Source organism: Dubosiella muris (assembly GCF_004793885.1).
Classification (GTDB): Bacteria; Bacillota_I; Bacilli_A; order Erysipelotrichales; family Erysipelotrichaceae; genus Dubosiella; species Dubosiella muris.
On record NZ_SRYG01000008.1, the window covers coordinates 72653 to 98365 of the forward strand.

Here is a 25713-nt window from a genome sequence, read left to right on the forward strand (position 1 = left end):
AAAGAGAGCCGCGTTTCCACGACGCGTAAACAAACACGACTGGATTTTGATCGAATACTATGAAAGCAAGGCAGATTATAAAACCGCCCTGCACTATGCGAAAAAACGCAGCCTTTACTTAAAAGCCGCGTTTTTTGCGGACGACGCCTCCTGAACGACATACAAAGGCCGGTGTTTTACCTCCATATTTGTCTTACACAGCAAAATCGCCATCAGCGCCATAAGTGCGTATTGAAGATCGGCCAGTACGCAGAGGACAACGAGCACGAGCGCCGTTTTTGAGAAGTCGAGCACGAGCCACAGGATAGCGGCTACAGTCAGCAGGGTAAAGAGGAGGCCGCAGCCGGTAAGCGCGCACGACCAAAAGGCGGTCGTGGAAAGATGCGCCGACAAAGCGTAGCCAAACAGGTGGCTGAGATTCCATTTTGTCGTGCCCGCTTTTCGTTCGATATTTTCATACGGGATCCATTTTGTTGGAAATCCCGCGTACATCCACAACCCTTTCGTGTAGCGATCGGCTTCCGGACAGCGTTGCAGCGCCTGGATAACGAGCCGGTCCATGACACGGTAATCGGTGGCGCCCGCCGGATCAAGGTCATGAAGCAGGCGCCGGCTAAGACGGGTATACAAATTGGAAAGCCGCTGCCGGCTTTTCGACTGATCGTTCCGTCCTTTTCTTTGCGCGCCAACCAGATGGACATTTTCCTCGTGGAGGACTTCCAGCATGCGGGGCAGCAAGCGCGGCGGATGCTGCAAGTCGGCATCCATGAACACGGCCAAATCGGTGTCGACGCGCTCCAGTCCGGCTTTCATCGCCGCCTCCTTGCCAAAATTTCTCGAAAACGACACATAGCCGACGCGGTTGTCATGGCCGCAAAGCCGCTTGATTTCACGAAGCGTTCCATCCTGGCTTCCATCGTCCACAAACAGCATCCGGTACGCCACGTCTTTCTGGGCCAACGTTTTTGTCACTTCCTCGTAAAAGGGAACAATACACCCCTCCTCATTGAGGCAGGGGACGATGATCGTGAGAGATTGCATGAGAGTCCTCCTTTCGAAAAACGGTTTTCCTGCATCCAACATAGTTGGCGACGACCGTCACGACGGCGATCGCGGCTTTCAGCGGCAGCGGCTTTCCGTTGAGCCAAAGTCCAAGAGCGAACAAGACGTTTTCAAGCCCGAGCGAGGCGAGCCGCAACAAACAAAACGATCGAAAACCGGATCGCGTCACTTTCCGACCAAAAACAAGCTTCGCGTTGACTCCATACGCGAACACGACCGCCACGATCCACGCCAGCAAGTTGGCAATTAGCGGATCGGCTATTTTCAACGCGACCCAAAACACCAGCGCGTTGACAAGCGTCGTCAAGATCCCGACCCCTGTGTAGGCAAAGCCTTCTTTCATTGTTTCCACCTCCTTTGTGAGCAAACCGCAAGAAAAATACCAAATCCAGCCATCGCGATTCCCGCTTTTTTTCCTGGCGCCTCGTACACGATGTCGATTTGATGGCTTCCTTTCAAAACGGGACAGCCGACAAACGTCTTGTTGACGCGAACCGGTTCGATCGGCGTTCCATCCATCCGAATCGAAAAGCCGGTCTGATCGGAAAACGGAGTGACGAGAATCGCGTCTTCCTTCGCGTCGATTGTCAGCGACCATCGGTTTTGACCTTCCTTCGCCTGGACGGGCTCGATCTCGCCGAGCCGCTTTTGAAACATCGAGGCGTCGATCGAACGCCACGTTGTGTTTTTGATCGCGTAGTTTCCCGCCGAAAATTGGATCGTTGGCCGCCCGTTTGTCTGTCCGCCAGCCAGCATGAAGGTAAAGCGCGTATTGTGGTTGTAGTAGACGGACGAGGCAGGCGACAGCTTGTTGCGCATGCCGTTGACGTCCACGACTACCGGCTTTTCCTTGTCGTGGTTTTCGATATCGAATTGCAGCACGGTGATACGGTTTGGATCCAGCGCGATGTCCATCGTTTCCGTTTTTTCAGCGCGCACGAGGCAATCAAGGCTTGGAAACGACTCGGTTTTCCAGCGGCTTTGAAACGCAGCCGCGCGACCCGGCGCGTTCGACACGCATGGCTGTTCGATCATCGCCTGCAAGGTGTCCGGAAACGGGAGCGTTTCCCATGTCTTTTCGTCCATCCACGCGCGCGTCAAATAAAAGCGTGGCAAAACCGACGTGGCGCGGTAAAGGGAAGGCGCGACCGTCTCGAAGCCGGGCGGACACGTGTCGGCCTGTACCCATTGGATACCGCGGGAAAACAAGTAAAACGGATTGGTCGAATCCAAAATCGCCGTCCGGTTGTTGATGGGGATGTTGACTTTGAGCAAGTCGAAGATGTATTCGTTGTAGCGCTTTGGATAGATGGAGGCGTAGCCGCTCGAACGATTCGCGCGCAAACCAAACGTCGCGTTGACCAGCTGGCTTTGATCGACCAGGGCGATGGATTCGTTTTGGACTTTTCCAATCCAGTCCGGCAAACTTGGCATTTTTTTCAAGTACGAATCGGGCGGATTTTGCGCGTTCCACACGAGCAGAGGACCGGCCAGCAGTGCGAAAACGAACCGGGTTTTGCGCGCGAACAGGCAAAGGGCGACGCCTAAAGCGAGAATATCCCACCAGAGAACGCCGTTTTGAATCGTCAAGACCGGCAGGAAAAAACCGGCAAGGATCCATGGGTTTCGAACGCCAACGCGATGGGACACGCTTTGTAAAAAGAACGCTTCCAATCCAATCACAAACGGCATCAGCGGCAGCAGCGCCTTTGTGCGCGCGTATAAAAAGCCGCTGAACACGTACCAGAAGACGGGAAACAGGAAAACCGTCAGCAGGCAAATCGCTAAGGGCCTCGTTTTTGGCACGAACAAGGCATACACGAGGGCGAACCAGGCGAGCAACGGCTGACCGCAGCCATAGCGGTTGTACAACAAGCCGCTTAGCTTCCAGTCGGGCACAAACAAGGCAGGCCAGTCTATGGCGGCGCCCGGACGCTTGTTTTCCAGCAAATACAAGCCGGTTGGCAACCATAACGGCGCGCCAAGAAGGACGATGATCAAAAAGCTGAGCCACAATGGTTTGCTGGCGCGAAACGATCCGCCTTTGATCGCGTAGTACACGAGGGCGACCCAATAGCAGGCTGGCGCGAAATAAAAGCTGTGGAACAAGAGGAGCGTCCCGCTTCCGATCACAAGGCGCTTCTTTCCGGTTTGGAGCAGTCGATCGACCCCGATAAGCAGGAAAAAAAGAAACGGGATGAAATTCACGAACATGATTTGCCTGTGCGACTGAAAAAACAGCGTCGTGCACGGCAGACCAAGCGAAAGCGCGAAGCAGATCCACCAGGAGAACTTGTTGGCTTTTAAAAAGAAAAAGCAAGCTACCGCGGCGAGGCCCATTAAAAAGACGGCGTAGGCGATGAGGATATAGGCGAACTCGAGCGAAGAAAAGAGCGCCGCGAACAGGACGTCAGGTCGCAAATAGCCATAGTAGCTGATGGCGTAAAAGTTCACCCCGCCATACAGCTGGGGGATAAAGTCGCAAAACAGCGAACGGCTGGCGCGCATTGTGTCCCGAATCGTTTCTCCTAAAACGACGTGCTGGCTGTACCAGTCGACAGCGTTGCCAAACACGGCGGGCGGGGCCGCCAAAAACAAGACGACGGGGCTTAAAAACAAACAAAGAACGCAGGCGATGGTTCGGTTTCGCGTCATCAAAATCACCTTTCTTTCCTGACGGTATCGTACCAAAACAAGAAAAAGAAAGACCGAAAGGGAAAAAAAAGAAATCAAAAAAAATTCTTAAGAGAAATTAAGAAAACGAGGCGTGGTTTTTTGATAAGGTATAGGAAGAGAAAGGGGGGCGGGATATGGCGTATACGATCATGGTTGTGGACGACGAGCCGGAAATCGTCCACGTGATCCAGGTTTTGATGGAAGGAGAAGGCTATTCGATTGTTCCGTGCCATTCGGCGCAGGAGGCGCTCGGGCACCTTGGCGAAGCGGTCGATTTATTCATTCTTGATGTGAGAATGCCGAAAATGGACGGCTACCAGCTTTGCCGGAAAATCCGCGAGCAATCGCAAGCGCCCGTGTTGTTTTTGACGGCCAGAGGACAGGAAAACGACAAGGTGATGGGGTTTTCGAGCGGAGGGGACGACTATTTAGTCAAGCCGTTTTCCTATGCCGAGCTGCGCATGCGCGTCATGGCGCTGCTGCGACGCGCCCACGAGTACGCAAGCGTTCCAAAAAACGAACTGATCCACTATCACGATTTGGTCATCGACGAAAAGCGGCGTTCGGTCCACAAAGGAGCGGAGAGAATCGAGCTGACGGATCTGGAGTACGAGATTCTCGTGTTTCTCGTCCGCCACAAAAACCAGGTGCTGGCCCTTTCGCAAATTTACGAAGGGGTGTGGCACGAGGAGGCGTACTATGGCGTGCAAAACACGGTGATGGTGCATATGCGCAATTTGTGCCGGAAAATCGAGGACGATCCAAAAAATCCGCAACTCGTTAAGACGTTGTGGGGAAGAGGCTACTATTGTGAAGAGTAAAGCGTTGCGACTGTATGTGGCGGGACTCGTGTTCTGGCTTTGCGCCATCGGGCTGTTTTGGCTGTATCCGTTCGCGCTCGAATTGGCCGTGGATCAGGGCTGGATCGGCGTCGCGTGTTCAAAAAGCCAAATCGAGTCGATTCAAACGATCGTGACGGAAGGGCTCGCCAACAAGGATCCGGTGGAAAAGATCGGTCTTGCGATCAACGCAAAATGGGGCGATTCTTTTTTCAGTCAGCTTGTCGTGGACGACGGGCCGGGGTACGAGACGGGTTCGATCATGACGTTTCATGGGATGCCGGACTCAGGCTACAAGAATGCCTACGCGACGCGAATCGAGGGGGATGGGTTTCTTGTCGAGCTGTATCCCGTGTTGTATTCGTTTTTTCGCGGCTATGAAACGTTTTGTCTTGTGGCGGCGGCTGGAGCGGGGATCCTGGTGTGGCGGTGGAGCGCGAAAATCCCGGTGGAACCGTTCAAAAGAACACTGTTTTTCGCTTCATGGAAGGCGATGCCAAGGCAGCTGCTCGGTGTGTTTGGCGGCGCGATCGTCTCGTTCGCGCTCGTTTTCGGGCTTTTGTTTTCACAGCGCACGGTTTTGGCCCGGGCGGTGTCGTATGCTGTCGACTTGCGGAAAGACTTGCGAACGCGGCTCGATCAAATCGAAAAGGACATACAGTTTCTTTCAAAGGAAAAGGACATCAAAAAAGCCATCCGGCTTCATTTGCCATCCACGTCACAAGCGTTTTTATATGAGCGGGACGGCGTGTTTTTGGGAGAAGTGGTCCGGCCCGACTCGCAGGCGCTGGCCGGTGTGGACGCCCTTGAGCCACTGTACGCCTCTCACTATTTGTCCACAAAGAAAGGAGAGAATTTGCTCGTTTTGTCGGCGTATCCTTTTTACTGGCTCGTCCCGGTGTATACGGCTTTCGCGTTTGGCTATGCGGGACTGCTCGTCTTGTTTTGGCTAAAAGAGTACATGGACGCGCAAATTGGGCGGATTGGCGCGTTGCAATTCCGCGTTCAGGCGTTTGCGCTGGGGGACTGGAAATACGCAATCGAGAAAAAAGACGGCGACGAGCTGAATCAGCTTGGAAACGACTTGGAGTCGATGCGTCAGTCGTATTTGGAAAAAACAAAAGTGGAACAAGACGCGCGGGCCGCCAATCAGGCGCTCATTACGGGCTTGTCTCACGATTTGCGCACGCCGCTCACCGTTTTGAAAGGCTATTTGGAAACTTTGGAGCTGGATCGTTTTCAAGACGAGTCGGCGCGAGCGCGCTACATCGCGCTGGCCAACCAAAAAGTCGACCACATCCGCGTGTTGTCGGATCGCATGTTTGAAACCGCGCTCGTTCAAGACAAGAGCGTATCGGTGCGACGAAAGCCGGTTTTGGCGTCCGACATCGTCCAGGCGCTTAAGGAAAGAATAGAAAGACTGCAAAGCAAGGGCTTTATTATCACAAGCGAAATGAAAACGAGCGTTGGATCGTGGACGTTGGACTGGACGTTGTTCGAACGCATCGCGGACAATGTGTTTTCCAATTTGGAAAAATACGCGGATCCGCGCCATCCCATCCAAATCCATTTCACGATCGAAAAAGAATTACGCTGGGTCACCGTGAATCGAAAACGAAAAAGCGGGCAGGCTGAACACCACGGAATCGGACTGGCAAGCGTTCGCCAAATGATTGAAACGCAAGGGGGCGCCTTAACCATCGAAGAATCCAAGACGACTTTCAAGGAAACGATCGTTTTAAGCCGGCCAAGGCGAAAAAACGACCCGGCAGAGCGGGTCGATTAAAATTTAGCGGGGAAGGGACTTGTCCGTGAAAAACGGCTGTCGGGCCGGACTACCTTCGCAGCGCCGCGTCGTTCGGGTGGCGCAATCGTACACGACGGACCACACCGTGTCGGTGTCCTTGTCCACGTCGCGCGGGTTCATAAAACCATGGCGGCCGGCGAGAATTTCCTCGACGGGTTTTCCGGCTTCCATGGCTTTTGTCGCGGTTTGACGGCGCAAGCCGGCTTGCCAGTCATCCACTGGAAACGGGGCGTTGAATTTTTGCATGTCCGGATGGCAAAACGCGTTGGTCGCGACGAGAAAACCGGTCGATTCAACCCGTTGGACGCGCTGGCGGTTCGCTTCAACGAGCACGATTCGACCTGTCTGGTCAGCCATCATGATCGTTTGCTGGCTGGCAATCGGAACCGTAGTTAAAAAACGAAGGGCTTCCTCTATAGTGGCGCATCGCTCTAAAAGGCAGCGGACGAGAACGCCCGCGTTCAAGCCGGGAGCGACGATGGTCGGGTACACCATGGTCAGGCCGACCGCCAGACCGGCCTCGTTCATGCCGTCTTCCATTTCGACAAAAGCCGTCGTGTTGCCTTGAAAAGCAAGCGAGTGGGGATAGCGGATCGCGCAGTGGGCATACCATGGCGACAGCGAGGAAAAAAAGTCGCTGTTGCGCCCGAGCCAGGCCCGGTTTTGCTTTCGCCAGGCGATACACGTGCATCGTGGCTGGAAGGTGAAGCAATACATCGTGCTCACAAACGTGAATAAATCGAAAAAGTCGATTTGGTTGCCTTGGGCGATGCCTTTCATTTCTTTGAGCAACGCGGGCGCGTACCGTTCGTAATGGGGCAGGCAAAGCCTGGCAAACGCTTTTCTTTCCTCTGTCAAAAGCGCGGCGTAAGGCCGGGCGAGACAGACGCCTTGCCGGCGCAGCGATCGGCCCCACCGGCAGCCGGCCTGAAACGGGTCGTCGTAAAAGTTTATGTGATTCATTTGTGTTCTCCTTGTCAGGAAGCGCTTCCGAATTCAGTGTATCGGATTAAAAATTTCGGCGCAACATTATAAATAAGCGGAGTCTAACAAAAAAATAAACGCGGTTTTTCACGCGGAAAGTGCGGTTTGTGGTGCAAAAACGAAAAACTGTAGGTATAATGGATGAAATGAAATGTTTTTTCTGAAAATGATGAAAATAAATGTTAGAAAGGATGAACATAGTGAGTAAGCACACTCTTTTTTCAAACAGCGCCACCGGAAGCAAGCATGTCCAAGACGGATTGTCCAACGAGGACTCGGTCTTGACGCTGGAGCACGACGACTATCAAATCGTGGCGGTCGCGGACGGTCATGGAGCCCGGGAATGTTTCCGCAGCGAGATCGGCTCGCGGCTGGCGGTGGACGTGGCTGTGAAAAATCTGGAATTGTTCGCCCAGACGATTAAGCGATATGATCTTTATTCGTATTTGGAACAAGAAAAGGAACGCGACGAGCTCGTTCGTTCTTTGATTCAGGATATCGTCGACCACTGGAACCAGTATGTCTACGCGGACATCAAGGCGTATCCGATCCAGGACGACGAATACGAGCGCGCGCAGACGCTTTCCTCGATTTACCAAAAAGGCATGTATTTGACAAACATTTACGGCTCGACGCTGCTGGCCGCCTTGATGACGCCCGAGTATATTTTGATCGTCCAGCAGGGGGACGGAACTTGCGCCGTCTTCAACGAGGACGGCTCGCTGGATGACCCGATGCCGGAAGACGATTTGTGCATTCGCAATTTAACGACGTCGCTTTGCGACAAGGACGCGGCCAAACGGATGCGCTACGTGTTTATCGACCGGCGCGAAAACGATCCGATGGCGTTGTTTCTGGCAAGCGACGGCGTGGAACGCTCGTTTTACGACACGATCCACTTGTCGGCGTTTTACGCCGAATTGTGCCTGGAGCTTTGCGAACTGGAAGGCGCCGATCTGGAAACGTATTTGAGCCACTTGCTGCCGCAAATTTCCGAACGCGGCTCCCGTGACGACGTGACGATGGCCGGCTTGATGGATGCCGGACGCATCATGGCTGCCCGCGAGGCGTTGACGCGCACGGTCAATGTGGCCCGCAAAATGGATTTGATGAAGAGCGCCGAGACGATTCTCAAGCAGGAGACGAACACGAAAAAGCACTACGTGCGCGAGTCGGAGAAAATCGAGCACGAAATTCACGACGTCGACGGCAAGATCCTCGAACTGGAGGAAAAGAAAAGCCATTTGCTGCAGGATCTGGAAAAGATGAAAACGATGCATACTTCGCAAATCCTGGTCTGCAAGGAAGCGGAAACGGAGTTTGACGAAGCCAACGGAATGTTTGTCCGTTCGCTGATGGCGTTGGAGGAAGGAGATTAAGCACTATGTACACGATTCAGGATTTATATGATTTGAACCATACGCTGGCCAAAGCGTATTTAGAGCAGTTTACTTACCCGTGGGAAGCGCTGAAAGGAATCAAGGAGCTGATTTTGACTTTGGGTCCTTCGCTGAGCGATTACGAGGAAATCGCGCGGCACGTGTGGGTGCATCCAAGCGCCGTCATCGCGCCGACCGCCTATTTAGGCGCGCCTTGCATCATCGGACCCGACACGGAAGTGCGGCACGGGGCGTTTGTGCGCGGCAGCGCGCTGGTGGGTGCGCATTGCGTCGTGGGCAACTCGGTCGAGCTGAAAAACGTGATCTTGTTCGACCACGTGCAGACGCCGCATTACAATTATGTCGGCGACAGCATTCTTGGCTACTTCTCCCATATGGGCGCCGGGTCGATCACGTCCAACGTCAAATCCGACAAGACGCTTGTCGTTGTGAAAAACGGATGCGAAACGATCGAGACCGGCTTGAAAAAGTTTGGCGCGATGCTGGGCGACCATGTGGAGGTGGGATGCAACAGCGTCCTCAATCCGGGAACCGTCATTGGACGGGACACGAACATTTATCCTCTTTCCCGGGTTCGCGGACAAATCCCGGCCCATTCGATCTTTAAAACGCAAGAGGATGTCGTCGTGAAGAAAAAATAAACCAAAGATTCGAAACAGCACGCAATCTGTGCTGTTTTTCTTGTTTGTCCAGTGGTTTTGCGGGCGTGGGAAAACGAAAAGCGGACGGAGATGCTATAATGAAACCAATAATAAAGGGGGCATGTTTATGCAAAAAAAACTCATACCATTTATGATCGCGGCCGCGATGCTGTCCGAAGGTCCGGTCCCGCTTCTGGCCAGGGAGGAAAAGCCGGCGCCGGCCAAGGAAGCCGAAACAAATAATCAGGACGACAAGGAAAAAGAACCGGTTGAAGAAAGCGGGCAGACGCCCGAAATGCAAATCGAGACGATTTCCAAAAACACGGCGAACAAGACGTTCAAGCTCGAGGAAGGCAAGGCGCTGCGCTTTGAAAGCACAGACGACTCCATTGTCACGATTTCCGACTGTACGTTTGAATTGTCCGGAAAAACACTATCCGACGGCGATGACAAGACAAGAAACCTGAAAGAGTATTTTAAGCTGTTTGTCGGGGACAATGTCGTTTTCGACCACTGCGATTTCAAAACGCAAGGAAGCCAGACGATGGATTCGATAACCGACTCCAACTTGTTTTTGCAAGGGGAGAACATCGTATTTAAAAAGTGCACCTTTTCCGCCAGTCACTACGAGGGGCGCTACCTTTCCGCCTACATGGGGGAGGCGACGTTTCTGGATTGCCATTTCGACATTCAGGACCATCTCAAGCAGCCCGCTTTCAATGTGACGGAAGCCAAAGTGCAGTTTGACAACACGACCATCGACATGACCGGCATGGAAGCCGACCAGCCGTGCGTGTACGCCAACAGCCAGGACAGCGGCGCCTTGTCCTTTGTCAACAATTCCAAATTGACGATCAAGGACAACAAGGCGGACGCGATGCAGCTCAACGCGACGCCGGTCGAACTGCAAAACTCCAAGGTGCTCGTTCAAAACAATCAAAACGGCATCGCGGGCGGAACGTGGACGTTGAAAAAGAAATCCAATGTGTCCAGCCTTGAAAACGCGGGAATCGGCCTTTCGATTTTTTCGCCGATGACCATCGACGACTCGACGATGCTGCTCAACGGCAACACGGGTCAAATCGACGGTTTTATCGACGTGGACTTTTTCATGAACAACACGACGCTTGTGTTAAAGAACGTCAAAGACGTCACGCTTGGCTCCTATGTCAGCCAGGGAAGCACGATTGAAAAAGAGGACGATTCTGTCTTTGAGGGAACAAAGCTTGTCAAAGACGAGGCGGAAACGCTGACGGACATGAGCGAGCCGAAAAAAGAAGAAACCAGCGACGAAACTGCCGGGGCTGACGAAAAGCAACCGGCCGTGGATGAAAAAGACGACGCGGGGGATGTCCAGCAAAAGCCGGCGGAAGTCAAAAAGTTCGACGTCACGGTGCGCTATATCGACTCGCAAACTGACGAGGATTTGCACGAATACGTCGTTTATGGCCAGCCTGAAGGCGAGAACTACAATTTTCAGGATTTGATTGAAGCCAACGTGCCAAAAGATTTTAAAATCGTCGCCGTGCAAGGCGAAGTTAGCGGGACATTGGCCAAACCGATCGAAATCGTCGTTTCGGTGCAGCCAATCAGCCGGTATTATGTCCGGGTCAACTATTTAAACATTGAAAACGATGAGTCGATCCATCCTTCCAACCAGGTCGTCGGCTTGAAGGAAGACGCGAAATGGGATGTTTCGAAGTTCGACAAAATCGAGATCAACGGCTATGAATACGTGAAAACCGACCGGGAAACCAAAGGGGACGGGTTGAAAGAGGACACGATCATTAACGTTTACTATAAAAAGATCATTCCAAACTCGCTTCAGCCAAACCAGAAGCCGTCCAAGCTGCAAGGCACGAACACGTCGGCCAAAACGAACGAAGGCTTTTATATCACGATTGGCTTCGTGGCGCTGGCGGCCGTCCTGCTGCTCGTTGTGAAGTTCTTTACCCGCAAGGACCAGGACGAGGACAAAGAGGAATAATTTGCATCATTGTCTTGGAACGGTTATAATTAACAACATAAACCGCATGATCTGGAGGGAAAATAATGATTTGTAAACAATGCAGCTATGAAAATAGCGAGGATGCGAAGTTCTGCTCGAATTGCGGAGCGGCGCTGACGGAAGAAATAATGGAAGAAAGCTCGAACGACGAAGATGTGATAAGCGGACCGGCCGAAACCGAAACGCAAGAGGAGCCGGTCGTTGTGGAAGTGGAGGAAACGACGCTGGAAGAGCCGAAGGAGGAAGAAGCGAAACCGCAGGAGGCGCAATGGTACTACGTGGCCAACAACGCGTCGACGGGGCCGTTTACGGAAATGGAAATGAAGGCCTTCATCGACCAGGGCGTGATCAAAGGCACGACGTACGTTTGGAAAAACGGCATGGAGGACTGGGTTCTTTTGAAGCATTCCGAACTGGCTCGTTATTTGAAGGCGGAAACGGAAGCGCGCGATCCAATGAGCGGCAACGCGAATCCGCAAGCCCAGCGGACATTTTACGCCTCCCCGGTTCAGGAGCGCAGCATCGCGCTGGATGTGATCTTGACGATCGTGACGTGCGGAATTTACGGACTTGTCTGGCTGTATTTGCTGGCGAAGGACGTCAACGAGCTGAGCGCCGCGCAAGGAAAGCCGCAAATGACGGATCCGATTTTGGTCGTTTTGCTGTCGATCGTGACGTGCGGACTGTACGAGATTTATTTCTTTTATCAGGCGGGCAAGGCGATGTACAACTTGGATTCCAAAGTTCGTCTGGGCGACGACTCCACGTTGCTGGCGATTTTGGCGATTTTCGCGGAAATCGTTTCGATGGCCATTTTGCAAAACTCGATCAACACGTTCGTTCGGTATGGCGAATAAGTTTTTGAAAAGAACAGGTATGGCGCTGCTGGCGTTGTGCCTGCTTTTTGTATTCGGGTATCATTGTCCGATTCAAACCGTGACCGGTATTCCGTGTCCTGGATGCAATTTCACGACCGCTTTGGTGTTTTTGGCACGAGGGAACGTGAAAGCGTCGTTGTTTTACCACGCGATGGTCATTCCCACGCTGCTGGTCGCGGTCGTCTCGATCGCGCTGGCGAGACAAAAGAACGTTTTGACTTGGCTTTGGGCGGGCTGGGCGGCGGCGATGCTGTTGTACTACATCGTTCGGATGGTCGTCGTGTTTCCGCAAATTCCGATGGTGTTCGACGAAAACGCGCTTTTGATTCGGCTCTTTCATCTCCTTTGGCCATAAACGAAAGAAATCGGGGTGGAAGCCGTTGACATCCTTCGCCCGCCCCCCTATAATGACCTTATTAAAAAGATTGGATAAAGATAAAGGTAGCGGTGCAGATCAGTAGACGGCGGAGCAGGCATGCGAAGAAACCGTGGAAAGGCAACCATCGCCGAAAGAGGCGGGCGGCAATCCGGCTCTTGGGGTATCAGGGAATACTTGATGCACTCCTTCACTCGAAGAGGCGTTATCGAAAAGCGTAGAAGTACGTGCTATATGTTCGATAACATATAGCTTTTTTCTTTATCTGGACGGGAGGAGAAATAACTTATGAAAAAATCATTGGTATGCGTCGGCGCTGCGATGCTGATGGCATTGACGGGATGCGGGTCCAGCGAGGCCGCGCAGGACGACAACACATTCACCGTTGGAATGGAATGCGGCTACGCGCCATTCAACTGGCAGACATCGGAACAAACAGAAACAAGCGTAGACCTTGGCGGCGGCATGGGCTATTGCGACGGATACGATATCATGATGGCCAAAGAAATCGCCGACGAGATAGGCAAGGAGCTTGTCGTGAAAAAAGTGGCTTGGGACGGCTTGCAGCCGGCAGTCGCTTCCGGAGAAATCGACGCGATCATCGCGGGTATGACAGCCAACGAGGAGCGCGAGGAAGGTCTGGACTTCACGACGCCATATTACGAGAGCGAAGGCATGGTCATGATCGTGCGCAAAGGCGGCGAGGAAGAAGGCTTCACGTCGATTCAGGACTTTTCCGGTAAAAAAGTCATTGGCCAAAAAAACACGAACTACGACGACGTGATCGACCAGATCGAAGGCGTGGAGCACGTGACGCCTAGAGCGACGTATCCGGAGCTTGTCGTGGCGCTTCAGCACAACGACGCGGACGCGATCACGGCCGAAATGCCGGTAGCGGAAGGCATCGTGGCGTCCAACCCGGATTTGGCGATCGTGAAATTCGAGGACGGCAAAGGATTCGACGTCGACACGACGGTTTCGATTGGAATGAAAAACGATTCCCGGGACAGCGAATTGTTCAAGTCCGTGCAAAGCGCGCTGGACAAGATCTCGCAAGACCAGCGCAACACGTACATGGCGACCGCCGTTGAAACGGCGCCGGCGGGTGAATAGGAATGTCGCTTGATTTTGCGTATTGCTGGCGAATGCTCCAGGCCAACTGGCCGATGTTCTGGTACGGAATCAAGGTCACGATTTCGTTTGCCATCGTCGGCACGCTGGGCGGCTTGGTGATTGGATTGATCGTCGGCGCCATCCGGGGTCTTCCGGACGATCCGCTCGACAATCCGGTCAAAAAGGGAATTATCAAATTTTTCCAGGCGATCGCCAGTTTTTACATCTGGGTGTTCCGCGGAACGCCGATGATGGTGCAGGCTTTGTTTATTTACTATTTGCTCCGGCCGGTTTTCCATTGGGAGCCGATTACCGCGGGCATGATCATCATTTCGATTAACACGGGCGCGTACATGGCGGAAATCGTCCGTTCGGGAATCCAGTCGATCGACCGCGGCCAGGTCGAGGCGGCCAAGTCGCTTGGCATGAGCAACTTCCAGACGATGATGCACATCGTTTTGCCGCAGGCGATCAAAAACACGTTCCCGTCGATTGGCAACCAGCTAATTGTCAACATCAAGGACTCCTGTATGCTCAACGCGATCGCCGTGACGGAATTGTATTTCCAGGCCACGAGCGTAGCCGGGACGCAGTACCGCTATATTGAAATTTATTTCGTGACCGCCATTTTGTATTTGATCTTGACGACGCTGGCGACGTGGCTGCTGAACGCGGCGGAGCGGCGCATCAACAAGACGAACACCGTGACGATCAAGGATCATTGCGCGTAAAGGAGGAAGCCTATGGAACATATCATTGATATCGAGCATCTTCAAAAGCATTTTGGCGACTTGCAGGTGCTCCACGATGTGGACTTCAATGTCGAAAAAGGCGAAGTCGTGACAATCATCGGTTCTTCGGGTTCGGGAAAGAGCACGCTGCTGCGCTGCATCAACTTGCTCGAGATCCCGGATGGCGGCGAAATCAAATACAAAAAACAAAACATTTTGGATTCGAGCATGGATAAAGGCGACTACCGCTCGAAGGTGCTCATGGTTTTCCAGTCGTTTAATTTATTCAACAACTTGAACGTTATCGAGAACTGCATGATCGGGCAGACGAAAGTGCTCAAACGCTCCAAAGACGAGGCGAAGAAAATCGCGATGGAGCGTCTGAAACAAGTGGGCATGGAGGCGTTCGCCAATTCGGATTCCACCCGTCTTTCGGGCGGGCAAAAGCAGCGTGTCGCCATCGCGCGCGCGCTTTGCATGGATCCGGAAGTGCTGCTTTTCGACGAGCCGACCAGCGCGCTTGACCCGGAAATGGTCGGGGACGTGCTGGAAGTCATGCAGCAGCTGGCCAAGCAAGGGCTGACGATGGTCATCGTCACGCACGAGATGCAGTTTGCCAAAGAGGTAAGCGACCGGGTCATTTTCATGGACCGGGGCGTCATCGCCGAGCAGGGCACGCCGGAGCAGATCTTTAACGATCCGCAGCAGGAACGGACGAAACAGTTTCTTTCCCGGTTCGCCAGCCACGAAAACGAAGCGTAAGGAAAACGCCGGACACGTTCTGGCGTTTTTTTTGTGAATGGCTGTTTTTCGAAAAAAATAAGCTCTTTCAAATCGGGAAATGCCCACACATTCCATTTACTTTTCGGAACGCCTATTCTATAATTTAAACTGAAAAAAGGAGAGGTAATATGAAAATTTCACCGTTACAAAAGGCCAGATACGAATATTCGCCAAAGCTGCCAGGCATGCTGCGAAACGGAATTTCGGAAATCTGCGTCAAAGAAGGAGAGGAAACGCAAAGCGTTGCGGATCAGGAAGCCATTAAAGCGCTGTTCCCGAATACCTATGGGAAAAAAGAAATCACATTTGAGAGAGGAGAGAACACGTCAGCACCAAAAAAACAAGTGGTGGGTGTCATTCTTTCCGGTGGGCAGGCCCCGGGCGGCCATAACGTCATCTGCGGTTTGTACGACGCGTTGAAAGCGACGAACCCGGACAACGAGCTGTTTGGCTTTAAAAACGGGCCAAGCGGGTTGATCGACGACGACTACCTCGTATTCGACGACAAATACATCGACGAGTACCGCAACACGGGCGGTTTTGATATTATCGGTTCGGGAAGAACGAAACTGGAAACGCAGGAACAGTTCGCGATCGCGGCCGACGTCTGCAAAAAACACGGAATTACCGCAATCGTGATTATTGGCGGTGACGACTCCAATACGAATGCTGCCGTATTGGCCGAGTATTTTGCTGCCAACAACACGGGTGTTCAAGTCATCGGCTGCCCGAAAACGATTGACGGCGACTTGAAAAACGAGGATATCGAGATCTCGTTCGGTTTCGATACCGCGACGAAAACATACAGCGAAGTCATTGGCAACATCGAGCGTGACGCCAACTCCGCGAAGAAATACTGGCACTTCATCAAGGTCATGGGACGTTCCGCTTCCCACGTCGCTTTGGAGTGCGCGCTGGAAACCCAGCCAAACATCTGCCTCATTTCCGAAGAGGTGGCGGCAAAGAAAATGTCGCTGTCCCAAATTGCCGACTACATCGCCGACTCTGTTGAAAAACGCGCCGCTAAAGGCATGAACTTTGGTGTGGCTATCATTCCGGAAGGCGTTGTGGAATTCGTTCCTGAGTTCTCCGCGCTGATCGCCGAGATCAACGAACTGCTGGCCGGCGCGAAAGCGGACGCGTTCAACGCGCTGCCGACATGGGCTGAAAAATACGAGTTCATCAAAAACGGTTTGACGAAAGAGTCGTTCGAAGTGTTCGACATTTTGCCGCAGGGAATCCAGCAGCAGCTGTTCCTCGAGCGCGACCCACACGGAAACGTGCAGGTTTCGCTTATCGAATCGGAAAAACTGTTCTCCGCGCTTGTAGCGGACAAACTGGCGCAAAGAAAAGCGGCTGGCACGTACACGGGCAAATTCAACCCGCTGCACCACTTCTTCGGGTACGAAGGACGTTGCGCGTTCCCGTCGAACTTTGACGCGGACTACTGCTACTCGTTAGGCTACAACGCGTTCATGCTCATCCAGTATGGATACACGGGATATTTGTCGAAAATTTCCAACCTTTCCAATCCAGCCAGCGAATGGGTAGCCGGCGGTATGCCGATCACGAAGATGATGAACATCGAGCGTCGTCATGGCGAGGACAAGCCGGTTATTAAAAAGGCGCTTGTCGAGCTTGATGGCAAACCATTCAAATTCTTCGAAGCCAACCGCGACCAGTGGGCGGAAGAAACATGCTACGTATATCCGGGTGCGATCCAGTACTACGGACCGGCGGAAGTATGCGATCTGACGACTCGCACGCTCGCGCTTGAGCAGGAATAATCAATACAATCAAAGACAGGATCATGATGGTTCTGTCTTTTTTTGATCTCCAATCAAAGTGTGTGCAATGGTACACTATAAATATCTGGAAACGAAATAGAAAGGAAAGCTGAAATGCGCTTTATTTTAAAAACGATTGGGTATGGAGGAGGCGCGGTCGGCCTTGTGAAACTGGGTATGGCAATCGAGAAGGATAGGAGGAAACACGATGTCAAATAGTCAGACGAGAGCTACAAAACGCTATCAGGAAAAGAACGGATTGATTTCGAAAAGCTATAAGCTGAAAAGAGAATTAACCGTTCAATTCAAAGAGGCGTGTGAACGTGCTGGTGTCAGTCAGGCGGAACAAATTGCTAAAATGATGAAGACTTTCATTGACGAGCATCCTGAATGATCGGGATTCTTTTATAAGGCTTCTTTCAATTTGCAGGAAATAATGAAACTGACGAATCATTTCGTGCCAGTGTGGTCAAAGGAGGATGACGGATGAATTTGAAACAATATTGTAAGCCCGGAAAAATCCGGATTCGTACGAAAAGCGGGCGGGTAATCATTGGTACGCTATGGCAGTATTGCTATCCGGAAGATAATGAGGACATCGGCAAGGAAAGCTTGCTGATTGATGCACCGGATGGAAATTGCTATGACCTTTGCGAAGATGATATTGACGAAATTGAAAATCTAGATGAAGACAAAGTGACCGCTTGACAGGAGTTCTTCATTTAAAAGTGGTTGAACATAAACTGAAGCTATGGGTTTCATAAGCGTGGAGGATGCCGCTTTTGAGCAATCCCAAGAGAGAAGAATCAAAGCATGGATCTTAAAAAATACTTTGTCAGAAATAAACTTTGGATTCGAACAAAAAAAGGTCTTGAAATGACCGGTACTGTTTGTCAATACTGTTATCCGGAAGATAATGATGAAAGCAACAAAGAAAGTTTGATTATTGATGCGGATGACGGAAACTTATACAACCTGTTCGATGACGACATCGAAGAAATCAAAATTTTAGAATAAGACAAAGCGACCGCTTGACGGCGGTCCTTTATAATTGGTTAATGAAAAACATTCTATCCTCCTATCGTATTGTTCATTTTTTCACATGGTTAATTGAATCGAACTCCTTTAAGTGGTAAACTTTTTATGAATTAAATTAGGAGGAATAAACATGGAAAAAAGACCTGTGGTCCTTGTTGTCATGGACGGTGTCGGCATTAGCGACAAAGAGCTTGGAAACGCCGTAAAGATGGCATACAAACCTCATTTGGACAAACTGTGGAACGAATGCCCGCATACGGAATTGAGAGCGCACGGACTCGCCGTAGGGCTTCCGACAGATGGCGATATGGGAAACTCCGAAGTAGGTCACAACGCGATCGGCTGCGGACAAATTTACTCGCAGGGCGCCAAACTCGTCAACGAGAACATCGACTCGAAAGAGCTGTTCAACTCGGCGACATGGAAAGAGCTCGTTGAAGGCGCGAAAGATCATACGATGCATTTCATCGGCTTGTTGTCGGATGGAAACGTGCACTCCCACATCAAACATTTGGAAGCGCTCATTAAACAAGCGAAAGAAGAAGGCGTGAAAAAAGTCCGCGTACACGTGCTGCTCGATGGACGCGACGTGCCGGAAACATCCGCTTTACAGTATGTGGATGAAATCGAAAACTTCATGAACGATTTGAACGACGACTCGTTCGACGCGCGCATCGCCAGCGGCGGCGGCCGTATGCAAATCACGATGGACCGCTACGAAGCCAACTGGCCGATGGTCGAGGAAGGATGGAACATCCACGTGCACGGTAAAGGACGTCAGTTCGCTTCGGCGACTGAAGCTATCGAGACATACCGCAACGAAAGCGGCGTTGTCGACCAGGATCTGCCAGGATTCGTCATCGCCAAAGACGGAAAACCGGTTGGAACGATCGAAGACGGCGACAGCGTCATTCTGTTCAACTTCCGCGGAGACCGGGCGCAGGAAATCTGCAAGGCGTTCGACGAAGGGGAAGAATTCGACAAGTTCGACCGCGGCAACAAACCGGATGTGAAATTCGCCGGCATGCTCCAATACGACGCCGACCTCAACATTCCAAAGAAATATTTGACCGAGCCGCCAAAGATCCGCTACACGCTGACCGAGCAGCTCGTCAAGGAAGGCATCAACGAATACGCCATTTCCGAAACGCAGAAATTCGGTCACGTGACGTACTTCTGGAACGGAAACCGTTCGGAGAAATTCGATGACAATTTGGAAACGTACGTGGAAATCCAGTCGGATGTCATTCCATTCGAACAGCGTCCTTGGATGAAATCGGCGGAAATTACCGACCAACTCATTCAGGCCATCGAGTCGGGCGAGTACCAGTTCCTGCGCACGAACTATCCAAACGGCGACATGGTCGGCCATACAGGCAATTTGGAAGCGACGATCATCGGTGTCGAAGCCGTCGACCTTGCGCTCGGCCGCGTGATGAAAGCCGTTGACAAAGTAAACGGCATCCTGCTCATCACCGCCGACCACGGCAACGCCGACGAAATGTACGACAAGCCGAAAGCGGATGAAAAAGTGCACAAAGCCAAGACGAGCCACACGCTCAACAGAGTGCCATTCATCGTATACGGCGCCGACGTCGTATGCAAACAGGATGACAACCTGGGATTGTCCAACATCGCGGCAACCGTTTGCGAATTGCTCGACGTGAAACCAAACGAGCATTGGAACGAATCTATCATCGAAAAGAAATAAGAATCAAAGGAAAGACTTGCTTCGGCAAGTCTTTTTTGCGTTTGCTGAAAATTATGTATAATAATAAAAAAGAAGCCACTCAGGAAAGGAAAGCGAATGAGAAAAAATTATAAGTTTGTCATTGCGATTTTCGGCATCGGTCTAGGTTTGATCGTATTTGTCATTTTGTTTTACTCCTTGAAGCCCTCGGTGCAAATTCGCGTAACTGACAAGGAAATCGAATGCAAGGCGGTTAAATTCAATTTGAATACCGTGATCCCGCTCGACTCCATCCGCCAAGTCGACCTCGTAACCTCGCCCGTGTCGCTTTACGATGGCACGACGCTGAAAGGCCCGCTCACGAAAGGGCAGAGCGAGCCGCGCTCCATGATGATGAAAACGCTTGGCGCCGGTGCGGATGGCATCAGCACCGAACAATACGCGGCCGGAAAAGGTGAAATCGAAGGGGTTGGTCCGTGCCTTGTGTACATCTACTGGCAGCAAAACACGTACATTGTGCTCACCCTGGAGGATGGATCGCTGATCGCCCTCAATGAAAACGGCGACGCCAGCACGAAAGCGCTCAACGATTGGACAGAAGGCGGGAAAACAGGTGGAAATGGCTTCTTCGAGTGCATGAACATTCCCTGTGTGCTATAATCAGGCGGATGGAGGAATTTCATGCTATTTAGAGAAATCACACAACAACGATACACCGGTTTTCGGGATCAATATAAAGAAAAAAACTTCTGGCAGTCCGTCGAAATGGCCGAGCTGCGCGAAGACAACACACCAAGCTGGGACAAGACGTTTGTCGGATTGGAAAACGAGGACGGCAGTCTGGCGGCCGCGTGCGTCCTCGTCTCGCTGCCGGTGTTTGGCAAGCTGCGCCTGTACATGTCGCTGCGCGGCTTTTTGATCGACTACGACGACCTGGATCTCGTCCGCGTTTTTTTAGACGAACTCAAAACGTATTTGAACGCCCACGATTGCTTGTACATGAAAGTCGATCCGTACGTGGACTACCAGCCGCATGACTTAAACGGGGAAGTGCTCGAGGGAAAAAAGCGCGACGATCTGATCGCGGTGTTCGAACAGGCCGGCTTTCACCATGAGGGATTTCGCGTTGGCAACGACGTCAACTTCGAACCGCGCTGGATGTCGATTCTCGATTTGAAAGGGAAAACAAAAGAAGACGTGTTCAAGGCGATGCACACGAACACGCGCCAAAGCATTCGCAACGCGGAGCGCATGGGCGTCAAAGTCAAGGAGCTGGGCCGCGACGAGCTGTACATCTTGAAAGAACTCGTCGATTTGGCCGGGGAGATCCGGCATTTCGAAGCGCCGGAGCTCTCGAAATACCAGGCGTACGCCGACCATTTCCAGGACGATTTCAAAGCGTGTCTGGCGTATATCGACTTGGACTCTTATCGGGCCAATGTCGAAAAAGACCGCGCCCGGCAAGTCAAGACGCTCGAAAAAGCCGAGCGCGATTTGGAAAAGACACCCGATTCCCAAAAGAAGATCAACCGCAAAAAAGAAGCCGAGTACGCCATTCAAGGATGCGACAAAAAGCTGGCCGAAATCAAACAATACAAAGACGCGTATGGCACGGTGTTGTACTTGGCGGCCGCCTCGTTTATGGTGACACCATTCGAGGTGCTGTACTTGTTTTCGGGATCCAACAAAGACTTGAACCGCTTCGCCGGCTCGTTCATGATCCAATGGCATATGATCCAAATGGCCATCGAACACGGATGCGACCGCTATAATTTTTACGGCATCAGCGGCGATTTCGACGAGAGCGCCGAGGACTACGGCGTCTTTACATTCAAGCGCAGCTTCAACGCCATCGTGGCCGAGCTCGTCGGCGATTTTACGTATGTCGCCAAGCCGTCCCAATACAAGCTGTACAACGGTTTGCGAACCATCAAGCACAAACTGCAAAACCTTTGATCCAAAACGGATCTTTCTATGTTAATTCCATGTAAAGAGCGGGTGGAAAGCTTTACGTTTCCTTTACTTTTGAAAAAGTTGAACGTGGTAAACTAAATTCGAAAGAGAAAGGAAATTTTTCATGAATCTTGAAATTTTAAAAAGCGTCCTTGCGTTCGGGGGCGGTCTTGGAATGTTTATTTACGGTATGCAGCTGATGGCGGATGGATTGCAAAAATCCGCCGGCGCGAAAACAAGAAAACTACTGGCGATGCTGACCAACAACCGCGTCGTCGGGGTGCTGGTCGGCGCCTTGATCACGGCCATTATCCAGTCGTCCTCGGCAACGACCGTCATGGTTGTCGGGTTTGTCAATGCCCGGCTGATGGACCTAAGCCAGGCCATTGGAATTATCATGGGAGCCAACATCGGAACGACGATGACCGGCTGGCTCGTTTCCATGTCGGAATGGGGATCGTTTTTTAAACCGGATTTCTTCGCGCCGATTTTGCTCATTATCGGAACGGTCATCCTGCTGTTTGCCAAAACCGAGCGGATGAAGCAAACGTCGAGCATCCTTGTCGGATTCGGTATTTTGTTCATTGGTTTGAACGCCATGTCCGGCGCGATCAAGCCTTACAGCGACGAGCCGATCTTCTACCAGGCCTTTACCGTCATCGGCTCCAATCCGATTTTCGGTTTGCTTGTCGGCGCGGTCGTGACGGCGGTGATTCAGTCATCCTCCGCCTCGATGGGAATTTTGCAGACGCTCGCGTTCAACGGCGTCGTGAACTGGAGCGCGGCGGCCTTTATCGCCCTGGGACAAAACATTGGAACGTGCGTGACGGCGCTGCTGTCGTGTATTGGCGCCCATCGCAACGCCCAGCGGGCGGCCATGCTGCACTTGCTCTTTAACATCATTGGCTCGATCTTGATTGGTTCGGTCATTTGGATTTTCTTCGCGCTCAATCCGCTTGTGGCGCAATCCACCGTGACCGGCACCTCGCTGGCTTTGTTCCATTCCGGCTTCAACATCGCGACGACGATCTTGTTGTTTCCGTTCGCCAACTGGCTGGTGAAGCTGGCGCAAAAAATGATTCCCGAGCACGAGGAAATCAAGGAAAAAGAATTCGTGCACTTGGATAAGCGTTTGCTCCAAAACGCGGGGATCGCCTTCGATGTCGTCCGGCAGGAAATCATCCGGATGGGCGCGCTGGCCCTAAGCAACATTTCCTATTCCCGCGACGTGCTCGTTTCGCACGACCATTTCGAAAAGATGGAGGAAAACGAGCGCAAGATCAACCGGTTTCAGGAAGAGCTGACCTCGTATTTGGAAAAGGTCGACATCGCGACGCTGCCGCCAGCCGACAAGCTGGAACTGCAGCACTCGATTTTGGCCATCAACAACATCGAGCGCATTTCGGATTACTGCATGCACATTCTCAACGGCTCGAAGCAAATGCTGGAGCATAAAATGAGCGAAACGATGATCGAGGATATCAACACGATTTCCTCCCACGCCTACAAGACGATGAAATACGCGTTGAAGATGCGGGAAAATCACGATTTGGATCAGTACAAAAAAGTCGAGAAGCATGAAAACCGCGTCGACGAAATGGAAAAGACGATGCGGCAGTCGTACATGCACCGGATGAGCGAGCAGTCGTACAACGTGCAGGAAGGCATTTATTTCCTCGATACGATTTACAACTACGAGCGTATTTCGGACCACGCGACCCAGCTGGCCGAATATACGTTGCAGGAAAGTTGAACAATAGAAATCCCGAAAGGGATTTTTTTTGATAGGATAAAGAAAAGAGGTTGTTATGAGAAAGAAAATTACCGCGATCTTTATGGGGATCCTTTTGATGATCCTTTTCATTTCCTTTACCGGTTTGTACATGGTTTTCCACACGCTATACATTCAGGAAGAAGTGCAGACGCTTGAAAACATGATCGACCTTGTCAGCATCGCGCCCCGCGAAACCGACACGTTTTCCAAATTTTTGGAAGAGAGCGATATTCGTCTGAGCGTCATCGCCGAGGATGGGACCGTTTTAAGCGACACGTACGCCCACGAAACGGAAAACCACCTCCAGCGCAAGGAAGTCCAGCTCGCCCTGGAAAAGGGAAGTGGAAGCCAGACACGCTATTCCGCGACGACGCACATGAATTTTTTGTATGTGGCCAAATACATGCCAAAGGACCACTGCATCATCCGGCTGGCGATGCCGCTGGAAGGCTTGAACGAAAGCGTCAGCCACACGCTGCCGATTTTCATTTTCATCTTCGCGTTTTCTTGCGGACTCGCCTATATTTGCATTCGCCACTTTTCCAGGATCCTGCTCGAGCCCATCCACCAGATTTCCGTAAAAGTGCGAAACCGCCAAGACGAGCCGATCCAGCTGGACGACTACGACTGTCCCGAATTGCAGGAAATTACTTCCTCGATCGAGGAAATGGATCGCAAGATCAATTCGCAAATCCACGACTTGGAAAACGACAAGCAAATGAAGCAGCTCTTTTTTTCTAACGCCTCCCACGAGCTAAAAACCCCGCTGACGAGCATTCAAGGCTACGCGGAGCTTCTAAAACAAGACGAGCTGACAGAGGCGATGCGCGCGGATTGCATCGACCGCATCCTTTTGGAAAGTCGGCGCATGACCCGGCTCATTCAGGATATTTTGATGATTTCCCGTCTGGAATCAAACGAGCACAACGGGCCGGCGGAAATCGTCGAGATGCAGGATGTCGTCCAGTCCATAGTCAAAAGCCTGACACCGCTGGCGAACGAGAAGCAGCTGACGATCACGACGATGCTGAAGCCGGTTCGTGTGTACGCGTACAAGCCGTATATGGAGGAGCTCGTTTCCAATTTGGTGCACAACGCCGTGTTGTACAATGTACCGCGCGGAACGATTCACATCCACTTGAGCGCCAAAGAGGAAAACATGCATTTAACCGTGGTGGATACCGGAATCGGGATTGCCGAAGACGAGCAGGAAAAGGTGTTCCAGCGCTTTTACCGGGCGGATACGAACACGAAAAAGGGAACGGGACTTGGCTTGTCGATCGTCAAGCACATCGCCTTGTTTTATGATGGCGAGGTTCGTATTCGATCCGTTTTAGGAAAGGGAACGACTCTTTCCGTGACGATTCCAATCGTGTATAATTAAACGTATGATTAAAACAATTTTATTTGATTTGGATGGAACGCTTTTGCCAATGGACCAGGAGCAGTTCGTCGAGTTGTATTTTCAAAAGCTGGCGGCCAAAATGGCGTACGCCTTCGATTCCCGGCAGCTGATTCGCAGCATTTGGGCGGCGACGGAGGCAATGATCAAAGACCAGGGCCCGGAAAGAAACGAGCGCGTATTCTGGAAAAAGATGGAGGAAATGTATGGAGAGAGCATTTTGGAATACGTTCCCGTTTTCGAGCGCTTTTACGAGCAGGAGTTTCAGGAGATCCAAAAGGTTTGTCCGGCTAATCCTGAAAGCCAGAAAATCGTGGAGGCTTTGAAAAAGAAATACCGGCTGATGCTGGCGACCAACCCGCTGTTTCCCCAAATCGCGACGTATTCCCGGATTCGCTGGGCGGGACTGGATCCAAACGATTTTGACTTGGTGACCACGTATGAAAACGCCAGCGCGTGCAAGCCGTCTTTGGCGTATTACGAAAACATTTTGCGGGACTTCGACTTGAAGCCGGAAGAGTGCGTCATGGTCGGCAACGACGTGGACGAGGACATGGTGGCCCGAAAGCTGGGGATGCGCACGTTCTTGCTGACGGACCATTTGATCAACCGCTCCAACCAAAATATCGACTTGTTCGCCCATGGCGATTTTCAGACGCTGCTGGCGTATTTGAAAACGTTTGAAGAAGATTAAAAAAAGACTGTCGACTTCCTTTGGTTCTTACAAAAAGTTTGTAACGCTTGGATAAAGCCATTATTGGAGATGTCAGA

General features: G+C 51.8%; 24 protein-coding genes and 1 riboswitch. Of the genes, 20 read left to right on the forward strand and 4 right to left on the reverse strand.

Annotation, left to right across the window (positions count from 1 at the left end; all coding sequences use genetic code 11):
* Nucleotides 1-114: 114 nt before the first annotated feature.
* From E5336_RS05235 to E5336_RS05245, 3 genes are read right to left on the reverse strand one after another with little or no spacing between them, the layout of a single operon-like run.
* Nucleotides 115-1041 carry a glycosyltransferase family 2 protein gene (locus tag E5336_RS05235; RefSeq protein ID WP_168353561.1) on the reverse strand — a complete coding sequence of 309 codons (927 nt, stop codon included), beginning with the start codon at nucleotides 1039-1041 and terminating at the stop codon, nucleotides 115-117.
* Nucleotides 1004-1405, reverse strand: a complete 402-nt coding sequence (locus E5336_RS05240) for a GtrA family protein (RefSeq protein WP_135980024.1) — start codon at nucleotides 1403-1405, stop codon at nucleotides 1004-1006. Before E5336_RS05240 ends, E5336_RS05235 begins: the two co-directional genes overlap by 38 nt.
* A complete protein-coding gene (locus tag E5336_RS05245) occupies nucleotides 1402-3717 on the reverse strand; it encodes a YfhO family protein (RefSeq protein WP_135980025.1) in 2316 nt (771 codons plus the stop codon). The genes E5336_RS05240 and E5336_RS05245 overlap by 4 nt, the downstream gene beginning before the upstream one ends.
* A gap of 155 nt (nucleotides 3718-3872) precedes the next feature.
* Here E5336_RS05245 and E5336_RS05250 point away from each other — a divergent pair, with 155 nt between their 5' ends.
* Together E5336_RS05250 and E5336_RS05255 are read left to right on the forward strand one after the other, a co-directional pair.
* Entirely contained in the window at nucleotides 3873-4559 is a 687-nt protein-coding gene (locus tag E5336_RS05250) for a response regulator transcription factor (RefSeq protein ID WP_135980026.1), read from the forward strand.
* Entirely contained in the window at nucleotides 4549-6363 is a 1815-nt protein-coding gene (locus E5336_RS05255) for a sensor histidine kinase (RefSeq protein ID WP_135980027.1), read from the forward strand. Before E5336_RS05250 ends, E5336_RS05255 begins: the two co-directional genes overlap by 11 nt.
* Nucleotides 6364-6366: 3 nt before the next feature.
* Here the strand turns inward: E5336_RS05255 and E5336_RS05260 are convergent, their stop codons facing one another.
* Entirely contained in the window at nucleotides 6367-7347 is a 981-nt protein-coding gene (locus E5336_RS05260; RefSeq protein WP_135980028.1) for a C45 family autoproteolytic acyltransferase/hydrolase, read from the reverse strand.
* Between the two features lie 221 nt (nucleotides 7348-7568).
* Between E5336_RS05260 and E5336_RS05265 the strand changes: the two genes are divergently transcribed.
* The 18 genes from E5336_RS05265 (at nucleotide 7569) to E5336_RS05350 (ending at nucleotide 25636) form a co-directional block, all read left to right on the forward strand.
* Entirely contained in the window at nucleotides 7569-8747 is a 1179-nt protein-coding gene (locus tag E5336_RS05265) for a PP2C family serine/threonine-protein phosphatase (protein ID WP_168353562.1), read from the forward strand.
* Between the two features lie 5 nt (nucleotides 8748-8752).
* Complete coding sequence (locus E5336_RS05270; RefSeq protein WP_135980030.1) at nucleotides 8753-9409, forward strand: acyltransferase; 657 nt, start codon at nucleotides 8753-8755, stop codon at nucleotides 9407-9409.
* Nucleotides 9410-9536: 127 nt separating this feature from the next.
* A complete protein-coding gene (locus E5336_RS05275) occupies nucleotides 9537-11396 on the forward strand; it encodes a MucBP domain-containing protein (protein ID WP_168353563.1) in 1860 nt (619 codons plus the stop codon).
* Nucleotides 11397-11461: 65 nt separating this feature from the next.
* Nucleotides 11462-12274: a DUF4234 domain-containing protein gene (locus tag E5336_RS05280; protein ID WP_135980032.1), complete on the forward strand. Its 813-nt coding sequence runs from the start codon at nucleotides 11462-11464 to the stop codon at nucleotides 12272-12274.
* 4 nt (nucleotides 12275-12278) lie between these two features.
* Complete coding sequence (locus E5336_RS05285; RefSeq protein WP_168353564.1) at nucleotides 12279-12650, forward strand: DUF2752 domain-containing protein; 372 nt, start codon at nucleotides 12279-12281, stop codon at nucleotides 12648-12650.
* 73 nt (nucleotides 12651-12723) lie between these two features.
* A riboswitch (Lysine riboswitch) is annotated at nucleotides 12724-12887 on the forward strand.
* 72 nt (nucleotides 12888-12959) lie between these two features.
* Entirely contained in the window at nucleotides 12960-13784 is an 825-nt protein-coding gene (locus E5336_RS05290) for a transporter substrate-binding domain-containing protein (protein WP_135980034.1), read from the forward strand.
* Nucleotides 13785-13786: 2 nt separating this feature from the next.
* Nucleotides 13787-14515: an amino acid ABC transporter permease gene (locus tag E5336_RS05295; protein ID WP_135980035.1), complete on the forward strand. Its 729-nt coding sequence runs from the start codon at nucleotides 13787-13789 to the stop codon at nucleotides 14513-14515.
* Nucleotides 14516-14527: 12 nt separating this feature from the next.
* Nucleotides 14528-15277 (forward strand): amino acid ABC transporter ATP-binding protein, encoded by a 750-nt coding sequence (locus tag E5336_RS05300; RefSeq protein WP_135980036.1) that lies wholly within the window; start codon nucleotides 14528-14530, stop codon nucleotides 15275-15277.
* 149 nt (nucleotides 15278-15426) lie between these two features.
* Nucleotides 15427-17085, forward strand: coding sequence for a diphosphate--fructose-6-phosphate 1-phosphotransferase (locus E5336_RS05305; protein ID WP_135980037.1), 1659 nt, complete (start codon nucleotides 15427-15429; stop codon nucleotides 17083-17085).
* A 208-nt stretch (nucleotides 17086-17293) separates the two neighbouring features.
* Nucleotides 17294-17479 carry a hypothetical protein gene (locus E5336_RS05310; protein ID WP_135980038.1) on the forward strand — a complete coding sequence of 62 codons (186 nt, stop codon included), beginning with the start codon at nucleotides 17294-17296 and terminating at the stop codon, nucleotides 17477-17479.
* 92 nt (nucleotides 17480-17571) lie between these two features.
* A complete protein-coding gene (locus tag E5336_RS05315) occupies nucleotides 17572-17793 on the forward strand; it encodes a hypothetical protein (protein WP_135980039.1) in 222 nt (73 codons plus the stop codon).
* Nucleotides 17794-17898: 105 nt separating this feature from the next.
* Nucleotides 17899-18102 (forward strand): hypothetical protein, encoded by a 204-nt coding sequence (locus E5336_RS05320; RefSeq protein ID WP_135980040.1) that lies wholly within the window; start codon nucleotides 17899-17901, stop codon nucleotides 18100-18102.
* 151 nt (nucleotides 18103-18253) lie between these two features.
* The gene (gene gpmI, locus E5336_RS05325; protein WP_135980041.1) at nucleotides 18254-19834 is read left to right on the forward strand and encodes a 2,3-bisphosphoglycerate-independent phosphoglycerate mutase; all 1581 of its coding nucleotides are present in this window, start codon (nucleotides 18254-18256) and stop codon (nucleotides 19832-19834) included.
* Nucleotides 19835-19930: 96 nt separating this feature from the next.
* Entirely contained in the window at nucleotides 19931-20473 is a 543-nt protein-coding gene (locus E5336_RS05330) for a hypothetical protein (protein ID WP_135980042.1), read from the forward strand.
* A gap of 21 nt (nucleotides 20474-20494) precedes the next feature.
* The gene (locus E5336_RS05335) at nucleotides 20495-21769 is read left to right on the forward strand and encodes a peptidoglycan bridge formation glycyltransferase FemA/FemB family protein (protein ID WP_135980043.1); all 1275 of its coding nucleotides are present in this window, start codon (nucleotides 20495-20497) and stop codon (nucleotides 21767-21769) included.
* A gap of 121 nt (nucleotides 21770-21890) precedes the next feature.
* The gene (locus E5336_RS05340) at nucleotides 21891-23519 is read left to right on the forward strand and encodes a Na/Pi cotransporter family protein (protein ID WP_135980044.1); all 1629 of its coding nucleotides are present in this window, start codon (nucleotides 21891-21893) and stop codon (nucleotides 23517-23519) included.
* Nucleotides 23520-23574: 55 nt separating this feature from the next.
* Nucleotides 23575-24924 carry a sensor histidine kinase gene (locus E5336_RS05345; protein ID WP_135980045.1) on the forward strand — a complete coding sequence of 450 codons (1350 nt, stop codon included), beginning with the start codon at nucleotides 23575-23577 and terminating at the stop codon, nucleotides 24922-24924.
* A gap of 4 nt (nucleotides 24925-24928) precedes the next feature.
* Nucleotides 24929-25636: an HAD family hydrolase gene (locus tag E5336_RS05350; protein ID WP_135980046.1), complete on the forward strand. Its 708-nt coding sequence runs from the start codon at nucleotides 24929-24931 to the stop codon at nucleotides 25634-25636.
* The last annotated feature ends 77 nt before the right edge of the window (nucleotides 25637-25713 follow it).

Excerpts from the sequence above, each read along its gene's own strand:
- E5336_RS05235 (WP_168353561.1), bottom strand. The coding sequence starts at position 1,041 with ATGCAATCTCTCACGATCATCGTCCCCTGCCTCAATGAGGAGGGGTGT.
- E5336_RS05240 (WP_135980024.1), bottom strand. The coding sequence starts at position 1,405 with ATGAAAGAAGGCTTTGCCTACACAGGGGTCGGGATCTTGACGACGCTT.
- E5336_RS05245 (WP_135980025.1), bottom strand. The coding sequence starts at position 3,717 with ATGACGCGAAACCGAACCATCGCCTGCGTTCTTTGTTTGTTTTTAAGC.
- E5336_RS05250 (WP_135980026.1), top strand. The coding sequence starts at position 3,873 with ATGGCGTATACGATCATGGTTGTGGACGACGAGCCGGAAATCGTCCAC.
- E5336_RS05260 (WP_135980028.1), bottom strand. The coding sequence starts at position 7,347 with ATGAATCACATAAACTTTTACGACGACCCGTTTCAGGCCGGCTGCCGG.
- E5336_RS05270 (WP_135980030.1), top strand. The coding sequence starts at position 8,753 with ATGTACACGATTCAGGATTTATATGATTTGAACCATACGCTGGCCAAA.
- E5336_RS05275 (WP_168353563.1), top strand. The coding sequence starts at position 9,537 with ATGCAAAAAAAACTCATACCATTTATGATCGCGGCCGCGATGCTGTCC.
- E5336_RS05280 (WP_135980032.1), top strand. The coding sequence starts at position 11,462 with ATGATTTGTAAACAATGCAGCTATGAAAATAGCGAGGATGCGAAGTTC.
- E5336_RS05290 (WP_135980034.1), top strand. The coding sequence starts at position 12,960 with ATGAAAAAATCATTGGTATGCGTCGGCGCTGCGATGCTGATGGCATTG.
- E5336_RS05295 (WP_135980035.1), top strand. The coding sequence starts at position 13,787 with ATGTCGCTTGATTTTGCGTATTGCTGGCGAATGCTCCAGGCCAACTGG.
- E5336_RS05300 (WP_135980036.1), top strand. The coding sequence starts at position 14,528 with ATGGAACATATCATTGATATCGAGCATCTTCAAAAGCATTTTGGCGAC.
- E5336_RS05305 (WP_135980037.1), top strand. The coding sequence starts at position 15,427 with ATGAAAATTTCACCGTTACAAAAGGCCAGATACGAATATTCGCCAAAG.
- E5336_RS05310 (WP_135980038.1), top strand. The coding sequence starts at position 17,294 with ATGTCAAATAGTCAGACGAGAGCTACAAAACGCTATCAGGAAAAGAAC.
- E5336_RS05315 (WP_135980039.1), top strand. The coding sequence starts at position 17,572 with ATGAATTTGAAACAATATTGTAAGCCCGGAAAAATCCGGATTCGTACG.
- E5336_RS05320 (WP_135980040.1), top strand. The coding sequence starts at position 17,899 with ATGGATCTTAAAAAATACTTTGTCAGAAATAAACTTTGGATTCGAACA.
- gpmI (WP_135980041.1), top strand. The coding sequence starts at position 18,254 with ATGGAAAAAAGACCTGTGGTCCTTGTTGTCATGGACGGTGTCGGCATT.
- E5336_RS05330 (WP_135980042.1), top strand. The coding sequence starts at position 19,931 with ATGAGAAAAAATTATAAGTTTGTCATTGCGATTTTCGGCATCGGTCTA.
- E5336_RS05335 (WP_135980043.1), top strand. The coding sequence starts at position 20,495 with ATGCTATTTAGAGAAATCACACAACAACGATACACCGGTTTTCGGGAT.
- E5336_RS05340 (WP_135980044.1), top strand. The coding sequence starts at position 21,891 with ATGAATCTTGAAATTTTAAAAAGCGTCCTTGCGTTCGGGGGCGGTCTT.
- E5336_RS05345 (WP_135980045.1), top strand. The coding sequence starts at position 23,575 with ATGAGAAAGAAAATTACCGCGATCTTTATGGGGATCCTTTTGATGATC.
- E5336_RS05350 (WP_135980046.1), top strand. The coding sequence starts at position 24,929 with ATGATTAAAACAATTTTATTTGATTTGGATGGAACGCTTTTGCCAATG.